The 13,662-nt window shown below is 38.0% G+C and carries 12 protein-coding genes; 9 read left to right on the top strand and 3 right to left on the bottom strand.

Going from position 1 to position 13,662, the window contains the following annotated elements; all coding sequences use genetic code 11:
• Positions 1-68: 68 nt before the first annotated feature.
• The 6 genes from TYM08_RS17940 to TYM08_RS17915 all read left to right on the top strand — a co-directional run bounded on the left by TYM08_RS17940 (position 69) and on the right by TYM08_RS17915 (position 6,237).
• Positions 69-599 carry a hypothetical protein gene (locus TYM08_RS17940; protein WP_422380522.1) on the top strand — a complete coding sequence of 177 codons (531 nt, stop codon included), beginning with the start codon at positions 69-71 and terminating at the stop codon, positions 597-599.
• 944 nt (positions 600-1,543) lie between these two features.
• Complete coding sequence (locus TYM08_RS17935; RefSeq protein WP_422380521.1) at positions 1,544-1,729, top strand: hypothetical protein; 186 nt, start codon at positions 1,544-1,546, stop codon at positions 1,727-1,729.
• A gap of 71 nt (positions 1,730-1,800) precedes the next feature.
• On the top strand, positions 1,801-2,970 hold the full coding sequence (locus tag TYM08_RS17930; RefSeq protein ID WP_422380520.1) for a hypothetical protein: 1,170 nt from the start codon (positions 1,801-1,803) through the stop codon (positions 2,968-2,970).
• 9 nt (positions 2,971-2,979) lie between these two features.
• A complete protein-coding gene (locus tag TYM08_RS17925) occupies positions 2,980-4,989 on the top strand; it encodes a hypothetical protein (protein ID WP_422380519.1) in 2,010 nt (669 codons plus the stop codon).
• Positions 4,990-5,342: 353 nt separating this feature from the next.
• Positions 5,343-5,801, top strand: coding sequence for a hypothetical protein (locus TYM08_RS17920; RefSeq protein ID WP_422380518.1), 459 nt, complete (start codon positions 5,343-5,345; stop codon positions 5,799-5,801).
• Between the two features lie 46 nt (positions 5,802-5,847).
• Positions 5,848-6,237: a hypothetical protein gene (locus TYM08_RS17915; protein WP_422380517.1), complete on the top strand. Its 390-nt coding sequence runs from the start codon at positions 5,848-5,850 to the stop codon at positions 6,235-6,237.
• A 460-nt stretch (positions 6,238-6,697) separates the two neighbouring features.
• On the opposite strand, the gene TYM08_RS17910 is transcribed toward TYM08_RS17915, so the two are convergent.
• Entirely contained in the window at positions 6,698-8,227 is a 1,530-nt protein-coding gene (locus TYM08_RS17910; protein ID WP_422380516.1) for a PKD domain-containing protein, read from the bottom strand.
• Positions 8,228-8,689: 462 nt separating this feature from the next.
• On the opposite strand from TYM08_RS17910, the gene TYM08_RS17905 reads away from it, so the two are divergent.
• The gene (locus TYM08_RS17905; RefSeq protein ID WP_422380515.1) at positions 8,690-8,812 is read left to right on the top strand and encodes a hypothetical protein; all 123 of its coding nucleotides are present in this window, start codon (positions 8,690-8,692) and stop codon (positions 8,810-8,812) included.
• Between the two features lie 213 nt (positions 8,813-9,025).
• On the opposite strand, the gene TYM08_RS17900 is transcribed toward TYM08_RS17905, so the two are convergent.
• Both TYM08_RS17900 and TYM08_RS17895 read right to left on the bottom strand, forming a co-directional pair.
• Positions 9,026-9,910, bottom strand: a complete 885-nt coding sequence (locus TYM08_RS17900) for a DM13 domain-containing protein (RefSeq protein WP_422380514.1) — start codon at positions 9,908-9,910, stop codon at positions 9,026-9,028.
• A gap of 135 nt (positions 9,911-10,045) precedes the next feature.
• On the bottom strand, positions 10,046-10,612 hold the full coding sequence (locus tag TYM08_RS17895; RefSeq protein WP_422380513.1) for a YdeI/OmpD-associated family protein: 567 nt from the start codon (positions 10,610-10,612) through the stop codon (positions 10,046-10,048).
• Between the two features lie 483 nt (positions 10,613-11,095).
• Between TYM08_RS17895 and glnL the strand changes: the two genes are divergently transcribed.
• Both glnL and glnG read left to right on the top strand, forming a co-directional pair.
• Positions 11,096-12,160 carry a nitrogen regulation protein NR(II) gene (glnL, locus tag TYM08_RS17890; protein WP_422380512.1) on the top strand — a complete coding sequence of 355 codons (1,065 nt, stop codon included), beginning with the start codon at positions 11,096-11,098 and terminating at the stop codon, positions 12,158-12,160.
• Positions 12,161-12,182: 22 nt separating this feature from the next.
• A complete protein-coding gene (glnG, locus tag TYM08_RS17885; RefSeq protein WP_425325072.1) occupies positions 12,183-13,604 on the top strand; it encodes a nitrogen regulation protein NR(I) in 1,422 nt (473 codons plus the stop codon).
• Positions 13,605-13,662 lie beyond the last annotated feature (58 nt).

The following is a 13,662-nucleotide window of genomic DNA, read 5'->3' as shown; positions in this document are numbered from 1 at the left end:
CTTATTATGTGTGTCAAAATAAGCCGTGCTAGGTTATTAATAGATTCAAATTAAATATTGGTATTTTTATGAAAGCAAGAACCGTCAGTCTTATAGTTTTATTTATATTTTCAATAATTTCATCTTGTACATGTCCAACTTATTTTACAATAATTAATGGTTTTCGGATATTTGAAATAAATAAATCTACAGGGCAATCATATCAACCTCAAAATACAATTAACTTTAATGATTTAGAATTAAACTTGTTTATTGATTATGCCACTGAAGAAACAACATCTTTTAATTGGAGCAGATTGTCACTAATTCAGCCGGCATACGCAAGTGCAGATTGTGGGGGGATGTTCGTAACAAATCCTAGTGAACTAATTACAAAAATTGAAATTTTTTCAAACAGTAATTTTAATGAAAATTCACCTCAAGGGACTAATTTGATTGATAATTTTCAGCTACTTTATGGTGCTGAAAGAATCGGATTTAGATTGCACGTAGCACCTGCAGAAAAAAGTAGCTCTCATGTATTTAACTTTAAAGTTTATGTTGAGGATGGTTCTTTTTATGAGGTATTTACTAACCCAATAAATTTTGAAGTTGAATAGTAAATCAGTAAATAAATCAAGAGGGTCAGAGTTGTTGAAAAATACCTCTGATTTTTTTCTCACTTACTTATCTAGACACACACTCTAAATAATTCATGACTCTCTAAAATTTCACTACAAAGCCCGCAAAAGCGGGTTTTTCTTTATCTGCTATTTATTAGCTTTAGCTGTTGCTTGTCGCTGCACAGATTGTTTGGCCTGATGCTTAAGGATCAACCCTTCTAACACCCATTGAGTCAGTTACCTGTCTTCCTCATCAAATTACTGATCGCTTCAAACTGCAACCTTAGCCGCTCGTCTGGTCCGCTCAGCTGCACCAAAAATTATCTCATCGGCGCTTACCGCTAAAGTGGTGGCAAGCTTACGGATAATATCCAGCAACTTACACTGACACACATAATAATTCTAAAATCCTTATGTTAACTGGTTGGATTTTAGCTTGGTTCAAAATAATGATTGGTATATTGGCACTATATCCCTGCAATCCTAGTATTAGAAGATCCCGTACGTTTCTTGTTCACATAAAAATGCGTGTAGGACACAGCGAAAGGTAATTAACTATTTGGTAGCGGCTGCATCGTTTACAAGGCGCAGACTAACTATTAATCTATGGAGAACATATTCAATCCATTTTAAATATGTTGTAATTAATTAAATGATAGATTGGGATTGAGTTGTCAAATTATTTTATGATGCCTGTCCTATTTTAAGTTGCCTGTCCCATGTGTTCCTGTCCCATGTGTTCCGTCCACTTTCAAAAATGTCGGAGTGATGGCCAGCGTTCAGGTACAAAAGTGTTATTAGTTGTGAAATCACACTATGTAGAACTAAAAGCAATACTAAGAATACCATGACAGGTAAAATTCATAATCTGGCTAGCCGTTGGAAAAATAACCGTTATTGATATCCTGCATGCGTATTTCAATATCTGAGAGTAAGTGTGAGTGTCTATCTTACTCTCCAGCATTACCAGCATTACCAGCATTACTAGATTTAGCGACTTAGTCACCGAAGAAGTTTCGGTACGTGAACGCAACACCTCGCTTCGTTTTGTCGCAATTCAGTTACTATGCGGCAAAGGCGAGCTGTGTTTGTATGAAACCAAAAAAAGAATATTAGAGGATGAATGATGTTTGAGGGGAAAACGTTTAGGTATTTAGGTTGTGCCTTAATTTTGTGTGTGAGCTTGTCTTGTGATGGATTGCGTGAGGTTGCACATACGCAGGTAGCCAAGCAAAGAAAGCAGGATATACAGGTTAATGAAAAAAATTACCAGCTGCGATTAGCCGTGGAAGATGGCGACCTGGCAGCGGCTGAAGCTGCCCTTGCGCAGGGTGCAAATGGCCAAGTTCTATTGAATGCACGTGAGTCACTATACAGTTTTGCCTGTCGTCAGGAAGATTCTGCATTGTTTGATCTTTTGGTTGCGCATAGTGTAAACCCAGGCCCAATAGTCTTACCAAAGGAGTACAATCGTGAGCAACGTTATAGTGAAAGTGAGCTAAAAACATGTTTAAACCTCAATCACCTTGATCGTGCAGAACAATTGCTGAAATTAGGTTTTGACCCTAATTGGCATTCCCGTTCACAAGGTCGAGTCATTGGTGATGTAGCGCGTGACGCCGACGGCTTAAATGCTGTAAAGCTATTGGTAAAATACGGCGCCGAAATTAACTACGAGTATGAGACGGATGTTTCATTTCCTAGTTACCCTATGGAGCAGGCCTTAGAAAGGTCCCGCACTGAGACATTCAAATACTTACTCACTCAAGGCGGCAAATTAAAAGGCAGCACTACGGGGCAAAAAGTAGCCCAAGAGCTATTTTGGGGTTCGATCCTTGTTGGTGATGTTTGGGGGACTTTTCTGTTAGCTTATAACGCACTGGCTAGTGATGAGGAGCGCCAAAGTGCAGTGGCAAGCGCTAAAGAATATGCGCGTTCGAATCTAAATACAGGCTTTGCCGAAAGTCGATACCTGTTTAGCGAGGTGCTCAGCAAATTAGAGGCTTTAGACGATTTAGATGGCAAAAAATGGGGGGTGTCAACATCAACGACTCCCGAGCCGACAAGCGAAAACATTGCAGATGGTCGTTATCGTTGTATTGCCGCAGAGCAGGTACTTGGCTTTGATTTTTCTGCCGACAAGGTCAGCATTAGCATGACTCAAGGTGGTGAGCTTGTATTGGAATGTGACCCGTCAAAATACAACTTCACACAAGGTGTAGTGCAGCAAATAGGTCCTGTCTGCCGAATGATGGGCAGGGCCATGCTTGATGGGGGCGAGATGAGTTATAAAGCCGAGTTGGTTAAGGATCAGCTAAAAGTCTATATGCCATCAGGCCAAGAAGTGCTGTGTGATAAGAAACAATAGGAGTTGATAATGTCCAGATTATATAGTTGTTATAGCCATACTGAGCTAGCAGCCCGCCTTCAAATTGAGAAAAAAAGCGGTCAAGCTTCGCCTCAGCTGCTGCAAGAGGTAGCCAGTAGAGGTTGGTTGTTTAGAGTGGTCGCAGTTTGGGAACGGGTTAAAGCATTAGTTTTAATAGGCTTTATTCTGTATCAATTGGCGATTGCTGTGGCTTTAGGCAGTGATTTATGGACACGTAGCCAAAACGATACGATATCCCAGTTTTTTGGGGGGGCTCATTTAGTCTTAATTTTGCTGGGTGTGTTTGCAGCGCTAACATTATGGCGTCGCCCGCAATGGGGTTTTTGGTTAACGCTGGTCAATTTTTCTTTAATGATGCCTGTCGTTGAATGGGGCTGTTATATATGGAGGTACTATGATTTTGTCCAGTGGGGCGGACTTCATTCTTCTAGGGTAATTACATTTGGTGAGCCTACTGCGTTTTATTATCTGGCGGCTTGTCCGGAGCTAAAAAACCAAAGTGTTGATTATCGTTATTTTCCGATATTTTTGATTCTGTTTCTCTTGATATTTAGGCCAGTGGCTTCGCCCGATAGTAAGCGCTACTCTCGACCTACATTGAATTTTCATGCGTTTTTTGTATTACCTATTTGGTCTATTGTCTATCGTCAGTGGGCGATGGTTGTGGTTTTACCGATTACTCTTGGTTTAGCGTTATTTGTTGGTGACGTAGTGAAATTAGGTGGTGTGTTTGCCGTAGCTATTTTATTAGGAGCCTACCTATCGATTGTCTTGCTGGCTAACAAATATGCATTGCGCAAGTTAGCTCAGCGCTTTGGCGAAGTGGAGTCTGTAGTCGGTAAATTTTATCGCGCCCAGCACCGGTGGCGATGGGTAATCAATAGCCTAACTATCGGCTTAGCATGGTATGTGTTTTTTGTTTTAGTTTTACTTCAGACTAATTTTAGCCCTGGGGTTACCGTTGCAGAGTTTGAGGGCGCGTACCGACAGGCGCTTGAATACAAAAAACAAAACCCCGAGCGTAATTCGGTTCCTTGGAATTACGCCGACCCTGATATCATGCTGTGCAATGCAGCAAGCGAAGGGCGCTTTGATGTATTGGCGAAGCTTAATGATTTGCAGCCAGAGATAGATGATTCGCAAGCGTATAGGCTTCTGGGTTGCGCTTTTGAATCGGATATTGTGCCTGTGGTTGACTATATTTTAACCACTATGCATGGCAATCCCGAGGCTTTATTAGCTAGCCTTGATTTTGGTGAGCACTCTTCGGTACTTGTGCATGCCGTTAAAAAGGGTGCTGAAAAAAGCGTGGATTATTTATTAGCGCGCAATGCTAATGGTGGTTTCGATACCTTTAAGTCTAATGTGAATGCATTTTATGCAGCGGTAGATGATGGTGAAATTAATATGTTGAAAAAGCTATTGCCCTACATTAGTTATGATCAAATTAACCTGTCTTATCCTACTCAAAGCTATGATCATGATATTAATATACGCGGTAATTACCTCACTATAATATTTGAGGACTACAAATACCACGAACGAGGGAAGCACCCGTATTACAAAGAATGGATTAAAAAAACTCACCTGAAATTGGCTGATCTGCTTATGAGTGAGGGTTTAGACCCTAGGCGGCATAGGATTTTGGCGGATGCACCTAGCAAAGAGTTCGTGGTCTTGGCGCAACGTCATTACCCCATCGATTTTAAACGTATTGATCGTTTTTCCAAGGAACACCCTTTTTTATATTCTGTGGGAATTTCAGAAAGGCACAATGGGTATATTAATCGCTTAATGATGTTTTCTGAGCTTGGTTTGGACTTGTGCGAAATAAAGCCCAGAACTAAGGGGTTGCTTTTTGAGCTCTTAGACGAAGTTAATTTTATTGGTGGCTATTACCCCGAGCGAGAACCCGAACCTGAAGAACTGGATTTTATTGCGTTTTTTAAAGCTAAATGTGGCGATGAAGCATGGATTCCACAGTTAGAGAGGGATTAAAAGGGACCCCTAATAATGGTTTTTTTTAAGGGCAAGGACGCGCTTGATTGGGTCTAATAATCTTGGACACTTAATTAGGCGGTATGCACCTCGATAGGAATATCACATGACCAAAAAGAGACAAGTATTTACCTCGGAATTTAAGTGCGATGCCGTAGAACTCGTCATCTAAAAAAGTTACAGCACACTAAAAGTGCGAGGCGCGCGGGATGAGCGAAAATGCCCCTCGGCGTTGGGTATATCAATTGAATAGCGCGCAATCAGACCACACGCCCTGCTGTAGGAGAAAAAGTGGGTGTCATTTAAGGTGTTAATGTGCCTTATCATTAAAGAGAATAGTGTGGAGTAGGTGTATGTTATTGTACGAAATCAGTGATGAATTATTCAAATTAGTTGGGATATTCATTGCCTGTATTATTGTATTTGTAATTACTGTTTATGGTTTTTATACATTCGAAGCTAAAAGTAAGCTTAAAAAAGTACTGGGTTTTTTTATAGTGTTACCTATGGCTGCTACTTTAATATGGCTCAGTGCATTTATGCTAAATGAAAATATTCATTATACTCACAAACTTAAAACATTAAACGATGTTAGTTTTGTATCTGGACAAATTGAATATTTCGATGCATATCGAGGTAACATGCAAAAAGATGAAACTTTTGAAGTGGGCTCTGTGAAATTTAGATACAGCCCTAGTCTATATTCGGCAGGTTTTAACTCTCCTAAAAAAGCGAAAGGTAAATTGTTTAATGGTGTATTTGTTGAAATATGGTATTCAAAGAATATTATTTTAAAAATTGTAATAAAATAACCAATCAAGAAATAGCATTTATTTTTTTAAAAAACAGGAGTCAATCATGCAGGCCATTTTAGATAACATTCAATCTCCGTTTTTGCATTTATTAGTCTATTGTGCAGTTTTGGTGTTTATTGCATTAGTAAGTCGGTTATCTGCACTGGCTATTGTTATTGGTGGTGTCAGTTTAATATCAGTATGGATGTTGGTAGGTTCGATTTATGCTATTGGTCAAACAATTAGTTGGTATTATTGTTTACAGCTAGCAGGTTGTTTGTTAGTTGGGTATGTATTTCTTTGGTTGTTAGCTTTGGCGGCAGATGAGTGGGGGCGCTGTGCAAATGGTGATGGTTTTATGGTTATACTTGCACCATTGTCGGCCGCACTGTTGATATTTTTTCCTTCTATGGCCATTAAAGGAATTTGGCAAGTGTTAAGATTGATGTTTTAATCCATTATGTTTTACAGAAAAATCCGCAATACAGATTGCATTGCATCGATCATTTTTTGCTAAACAAAATAAGTGCTCTCACTTTTAAAATACAAAAGTGGATGTCACTTTAGATCACCCTTTAGATCACCATTTTAGTTATGCTTTATATAAAAGAATGTGAGGATTTAAAACTTAACGTTAGAAAAACCTAGAGCAAAATATTGGGAATCAAAAGAGTAAGAGTTGTTGGTCGGTCGTATTTTTGTTAATGCTGCCTTTTTTATCTTTATTGTTTTTTTTTGCCTGTCTATTTAATTAATTATCCATTCAACTAATTCTAAAAAATCCATTGTTAAGTCAAATAAAAATAATATTAAGTCAAAAATTAAAATGACAGTCACCTTTAATTAATGACAATCACCTTTAAATAAATAGGCAACTGTCATTTCAGATTTGAATTAATTCGATAAATTATTTTCTACTTTAAAATATAACCTTCTAACGGATAATATTCAGAAGAATAAATATTCTGTGGTTTAATCGTTTGCCCCGTTAAGTCTTCAAAGTACGTATTAATATCATTAACATTTATTGGAATGTAAGGGCTGGAATAGTTAGTGTAAACATATTCATCAGCTGTCACGCCTGTTATTTTTGTATTTTGTGAATGACCATGAGAAATCACAATGGAATTAATTTTTGTGTTGTAAGGATTTGAAATACGCCATTCAAGTGGCGGCATATATTTAGCCTCAAGAACTAAATTAATCGCACCATCACGTTTTGGTAGAGTTAATTCTCGTACAGGTTGAATGCTATTGCTTTTAGTATGGTTAACTAAAAATAGTTCGTTATCGGAATTTAATAAATCTATGAAATAGCTGTCGGTTTCGTCTTTAGTTAAATATGGAGACTCTGTTAGTAAACCTGTTTCTCCGGCAAAATTATAACGAAATCTAAATCCTTCTTCGCGATGATCTGAACCTAATGCTGCACCTCGAATAGTGTATTGACCTGCAGCTATATTGCGCATTCCTGCGCTACCAGAAGAAGAATTTGGCGCTGTACTATAAAGGCGAGTGTCATCTAAATATATTACCGAGCCATTTAGATACGCCGATTGAGCATTGTATTGAATCCTTGTATCGCGCAAAACAGTTACGTCTGCTTCAAACGTGACCATTAAATCTTCTGGTGCCATGCCATTGAATCGTTCTTTTGAATAGATTAATTGCATAGTTGGAGCGTATTCTTGTGCAATTAACGTTTTTTCAATATTTAGATTATTGAAAATGTCTGTCTCGTAAATACCATTTTCGTTTTTATATTCATAGTAAGAGACTTTGTATAATCCAGTAATTATATCGCTATCATAGTGATCGGTACGTTCAGGCAATTCAGAGACTGTTACATTTTTTTTGAAATGAAATACCTCGTTATTGTCCGTTGTAATAGTTAATGTAACAGGGTAGGTACCGGCTTGGTCAAAGCTTAATGTTGCCACTTCACCAGATGCAGAAGAATCTAAATAATCCCATTGATAACTTTTAATATTTGTGAATTTTTCTTTTTCTGAAGTTGCATATACAGTTGCATTTAATCCAAAACTTGAAGGAACAAAAGCAGCAAATTCATCATTTTTAAAGCCGCATAACGTACCGTCAAATGTGGGCGGATTAATTACATTACCGTTTGTTCTTGAGATACTTAAAAAAGCACTGACTGTTTGATTAACTGGAAGTCCATCACCACGATATACTCCATCTAAATGTACAGGATTTTGGCTTGCAACTTTAAAATCGCCCCAAATACTATTTACATTTGCATTTGTAAAATTGACAAATAGTTCGGGTTCGTTGATTGTTTGATTAGTATCGTTAGTCACCAACACTTCTAAAATTTGACCACTGCCCCAATCACAATGAACTTGATACTCACAGCTAGCGTGTGCTTGGGTCGCGAATGCAGCAGATAAACAGGTCAGTATTGAAAAAGTTATTTTTTCCATTTTGTGTATTCCCTCATAAAAAAAATTTGATTGCCTCAACATTGAGACAGGGCAAGTGTATGCAAGGTGTCTTTTAATAGCAATAAGTAAGACACACACGATTGAAGCGCAAATAGTCCAGTGGGGGTGAGAGATATGTGGTACTAAGCTAAGGAGATAAACGCACTATAGAAGGTCTGTAGCAATGTTTGGAGTTATCCAAATAGGGGTAATTAGTTAGGGCTGATTTTAATCGAATTAACAAATCACTGAAAAAAAAGGTACATTTAAGGAAACTCTTTTTAAATAATTCCAAAATATGAATTTCTATGAATTTCTATTAATTTTATTTGAAGTCTATATTTTACATAAATCAATCCAGCTTCACTGGCGCAGGATCCCATCTGAAATGAAGACAAACTCGAAAAGAAAAAATTCCTTATTCATATGGAATGATTCGTTCCCAGGGACTTTTTTCTGCCTATGATCGAATCATCTTATCCTGAAATGCATTCCTGCAAAAAAGCGTTTGGTATGAATGCGCATAATTTATTATACGTTGATGAAAAATTAATAGGCGACGACAGCGGGTATTTAGGTGAGTAACCTAATATGACGCCTACTTTTAAAATTGAATTTATTCAAACAGCGATTTTGAAAATTTCGACCCTAACACTTTGGTTAATTTAAAATGAGTCATGGTGGTTTGCATGTTTTTTATGATGCTGATTATTTCCTGAAATTTACCTTCGAAATGTTGGGAGGTTTTATGAATTCATAGGATAATTGTTTAGTTCTTTCACAACTCAATTGATTCATTTAATTAAATACGCCATCACCAAAACTCACTCTAAATTGCACACACCATACACTTAAGCTATCAAAATCATCTAAGTTAGAAACAGGGATATCCACGACTTCATTATTGTATGCGCGTGTTAATTTTTCACTTAAACGGCTGCCTGAATTAAAATTACCATTATTGCCTGTATAAAAATATACAGCAGGACCTTTACCGTCGAATGTAAAGTTTGTAATTCGAATCGTACAATCATTTAAAATTTCAGCTGTTCCAGATACATCATGACTTTTGGTTTTGAATGTCATGGTTTGCCCAACTTTTTCATGAGTTGATCCGCAAGTAAAGTCAGTGTTTATTATATTGGTGATTTGCGTGATTGCATTTTCACTTGGTATTAATTGTGTGTGATAGCCTTTATTTGCAGCGACCCATTCATTTGCATTGGTTTCAAAAGTTGTGTTGCTTGTTTGTGTGCTTAAATCTAGATCGCTTAATTGTAAATTATGAATGGCAGGGTCTAAATAAATGCCGTTTGATGCATCTCCATCTAAATCTAATGACAGCATTAATCGCCAAAAATTAATAAGTGTCTCGTCATCATTTTCGACTGTGCTATAAGTGGGGTAGTAGTTGATTTGGTTTGAATTATCTAATGAAATTAATTGTTGATCTGCAATGTAAAAACTGATTTTTTTGCCTTGTTCGTATTCAAACTCACCCATATCATTTGTGATGCCTGTAATATCACCTGATTGGTATTTAAGACCTTCAATCTGTATTTTAGAAAATGAGCCTGTATGCTTGCCCGAGAACTGATCGTCTGAGGTCTCAATAACTTGGCATGATTGTAAAATGAATAGACTTAAAATTACCGAACTAAATATATGACTAGAATTAAACATGATGATCTCGTTTATTAGAATGACCTGAAGATCATAAATAATAAAATGCTAGGAATCCTCACGAAAATATAACATTTAGTATGTAATCGGGAGTTGATCCGTGATGGCGAAGTGTTAGAGAAGTTATGTTTGAACTTATTTTTTGCGCATACTCGGGATTTTTAATCCTGCTTCAGAGGATTCAATTAAAATACCGAGTCTTCTTAATTGCGTGTCCTTTCTTTTTGCGCTCATTACCCACCAAATGGAATCTCTTTTATAGGATGGAGCTAATTGTGTAAAAAATTCCCAAGCTGATAGGTTTGACTTTATTTTTGATTCGTATTCAGTAGAAAGTTGTACATTTCTATCTTGAGATGTGTAACCTTGTTTGTCACTGCGTTTATTATAGACAAGCATTCCCTCAGGTTTCATTTTTCCAAGGGGGATGAGTTGTTTGACTTTGTTTACGTTTACAGCGCTCCAAACGCTTTTGATTTTGCGTGGTGTAAAACGGATCTTATAGCTTTTATCATCAATGGTTTTTCGAATGCCATCTATCCAACCAAAACAAAGTGCGACATCAACAGACTCTGGCCAAGTTATACTTGATTGTCCTGAGTTTTTTTTGTAATAACCCACCCAGATTTCTTTAGTTTCACAATGCATTTCTAACCAATTGTGAAATTCATTTTGATTTTTGAAAAAAATGATGCTGTCCATTATTGGTTCCAAATCTTTTGTAAATGTGTGTAGGCACGTATTGCTCAGCATTATAGTGATTTTCCAATCCATCGAAAGTTTTAAATGGAGGTGATAAGGATAATAATCGAGCCAAGTTAATGGCTAATACAGGCATTGATGTCAGGGATAAAATAATAAAAAGTGGATATTCATTGATTTAATAATTGGTTGTGTCTTTTAGACGTTTGCGTATATAACTCATAAATAGGTGCTTTTTAAGCTTTTTAAGCGAAATTAGCACTCAAAATTTCGCTGTGTTTACTTTTGGTGCTGAAAATTTAAATAAATTTAAACATAATAAAACTTGCTTGCTTTATTATGGTGCAATTAAAATGGGCGACAATGAAGGGGTGCGGGCTGCAGGGGGTTAATTTATTTTTTGATCTTGGCTTGATTTTTGCGATGGCGCTCTAGGTCGCGCATTTTTTTGTAATTTGAATATTCATTTAAAGAGGTTCTTTTTTGACGTTAGCGTATATTGATTCAATTTTTGATAATTTAACCACGTCGGTTGTTTTGCTAGATAGCTCATTTAAGGTTACCTACGTCAATGCTAGTGCTGAGGCACTATTTCATCGTTCCTCGCACCAATTAATAGGTGGAGAATTTCAGGATTTTTTCTCTCAAGTGGATAAAATCCAGAGGTTGGTTGAGGCGGCAGGGTTGTCTGAAGCGCCTGTTATTGAGCATGATGCAAAATGGTGCATTAAGGGGCATAAGCCTGTGAGGGTGGATGTGGTGGCTTCGCCAATTGTTGAAAATGGCGTGGTTTGTGTGTTGCTCGAGATTCAAAATATTGAGCGTATGGTGCGTTTTGATCGTGAAGAGCAGATGCGTCAAAAACAAGAAACAACTCAGGTATTGGTGCGCGGCGTTGCGCATGAAATAAAAAACCCATTGGGTGGGATTAGAGGAGCGGCACAATTGTTGGCCTCGGAATTCGAAAATTCTGAATTAACTGAATATACCAATATCATAATTGAAGAAGCGGATCGTTTAAGAAATCTTGTAGATAGAATGCTTGGCTCGCGTGAAGCGGGGTTATTTGAGCGGGTCAATATCCATCAAGTTGTGGATAGGGTCTATCAATTAGCTCAAGTGGAATGTGGTAAATCCGTTGTGTTGCTGTGTGATTTTGATCCGAGTATTCCAAAAATCATAGCGGATAAAGAGCAATTGATTCAGGCGGTTTTGAATGTTGTGCAAAATGCGGTACAAGCATTAAAAGAAAGCGGGACACCAAATGCGCAAATCACTTTTAAAACAAGAATTGTAAGACAGATTTTAATGGGCAAAAAGAATGTTCGATTGGCATGTCGATTGGAAATTATAGATAACGGCCCTGGGATTCCTGAGCAATTGAAATCGGATATTTTCTATCCAATGATTTCAGGGCGAGCAAAAGGCACGGGGCTTGGGTTGTCAATTGCGCAGCAAATCATGCATCGACATGATGGGTTAATTGAACATGATTCAATGGCGGGTAGAACCAGTTTCTCCCTGTACTTTCCAATTGAACAAAAATAAATAATTGATTAAAGGTAATATTATGAATACAACCTCACTTTGGGTCGTTGATGATGATCGATCTATCCGATGGGTGTTAGAAAAAGCGTTAAGCAAAGCGGATATTACTTGTACGAGCTTTTCATCAGCGCAGGCATTGTTGACTAAATTGAAAACCGAAGTGCCAGAGGCGATCATTTCTGATGTGCGTATGGAGGGATTGGATGGTATTGAGATGATGAACAAAGTTCATGAGCAATATCCTGACCTACCTGTAATTATCATGACGGCTCATTCTGATTTAGAGTCGGCTGTTCAATCTTATCAAGGCGGGGCGTTTGAATATTTGCCTAAGCCTTTTGATGTGGACGAGGCCGTTGAGCTGGCAAGCCGGGCAATTGCTCATGCTAGAGAGCAAAATGCGCGTATTGAAGTAGATGATGGTGCTAACGAGACTGAAATTATTGGCGAAGCGCCTGCGATGCAGGAAGTGTTTCGGGCAATTGGGCGATTGTCGCAATCAAATATTACAGTGCTTATTAATGGAGAATCTGGCACAGGTAAAGAATTGGTTGCCCAAGCCTTGCACAGGCATAGTCCACGACGTGAAGAAGCGTTCATTGCTTTAAATATGGCCGCGATCCCTAAAGATTTGATGGAATCTGAACTGTTTGGGCATGAGAAAGGATCGTTTACTGGTGCGCAAAATATGCGTCGTGGTCGATTTGAGCAAGCAAATGGCGGTACATTATTTTTAGATGAAATTGGAGATATGCCTCACGAAACACAAACTCGGTTATTGAGGGTTTTGGCTGATGGTGAATTTTATAGGGTGGGCGGGCATTCGTCGGTAAAAGTAGATGTTAGAATAATAGCTGCTACTCATCAGAATTTAGAAAAAATGGTAACTGATGGTCGCTTTAGGGAAGATTTGTTTCATCGATTAAATGTGATTCGAATTCATTTACCAAAATTGTCTAATAGGCGTGAAGATATTCCAAAACTGCTGCATCACTTTCTGAAAGAGGCGGCTGTTGAGTTAAAGGTTGAAAGTAAAATACTTGCGCCAGAATCAGAGGTGTTTCTTTCAGGGCTGGATTGGCCTGGTAACGTAAGGCAATTACAAAATATTTGCCGTTGGTTAACTGTGATGGCTTCAGGTCGAGAGGTGCATGTATCTGATTTGCCTCCTGAATTAACTAAAACTCAAACTGAGCGAGCGCCGCAAAATGATGATTGGCAGCAGAGTTTAAAATTCTGGGCGGAAAAAGAGTTGGCGGGAGGGCATCAGTCGCTTTTGGATGAGGCGTTACCTGCTTTTGAAAAGATTATGATTGAGGCTGCGCTCAAGCATACTGCGGGCCGTAAGAAAGATGCTTCCATATGGCTGGGATGGGGAAGGAATACTTTAACTCGCAAAATCAAAGAGTTAGGGATTGAAGATAACCAAGAAGATGAAGATTAATCTTTAATTTTACTTGATTTTATTTTTTCTGTTGCGTATTATCCGCGCTCTCTTTTTG

Source organism: Marinicellulosiphila megalodicopiae, from assembly GCF_045862395.1.
GTDB lineage: Bacteria > Pseudomonadota > Gammaproteobacteria > Pseudomonadales > Natronospirillaceae > Marinicellulosiphila > Marinicellulosiphila megalodicopiae.
The sequence above is the reverse complement of the archived record's forward strand: the minus strand, read 5'-3'. Positions and strand labels throughout refer to the sequence as shown.

Coding starts and splice junctions, on each gene's coding strand:
- TYM08_RS17940 (WP_422380522.1), top strand. CDS start 69: ATGAAAGCAAGAACCGTCAGTCTTATAGTTTTATTTATATTTTCAATA.
- TYM08_RS17920 (WP_422380518.1), top strand. CDS start 5,343: ATGTTATTGTACGAAATCAGTGATGAATTATTCAAATTAGTTGGGATA.
- TYM08_RS17900 (WP_422380514.1), bottom strand. CDS start 9,910: ATGTTTAATTCTAGTCATATATTTAGTTCGGTAATTTTAAGTCTATTC.
- TYM08_RS17905 (WP_422380515.1), top strand. CDS start 8,690: ATGATCGAATCATCTTATCCTGAAATGCATTCCTGCAAAAAAGCGTTT.
- glnG (WP_425325072.1), top strand. CDS start 12,183: ATGAATACAACCTCACTTTGGGTCGTTGATGATGATCGATCTATCCGA.
- TYM08_RS17915 (WP_422380517.1), top strand. CDS start 5,848: ATGCAGGCCATTTTAGATAACATTCAATCTCCGTTTTTGCATTTATTA.
- TYM08_RS17910 (WP_422380516.1), bottom strand. CDS start 8,227: ATGGAAAAAATAACTTTTTCAATACTGACCTGTTTATCTGCTGCATTC.
- TYM08_RS17895 (WP_422380513.1), bottom strand. CDS start 10,612: ATGGACAGCATCATTTTTTTCAAAAATCAAAATGAATTTCACAATTGG.
- TYM08_RS17925 (WP_422380519.1), top strand. CDS start 2,980: ATGTCCAGATTATATAGTTGTTATAGCCATACTGAGCTAGCAGCCCGC.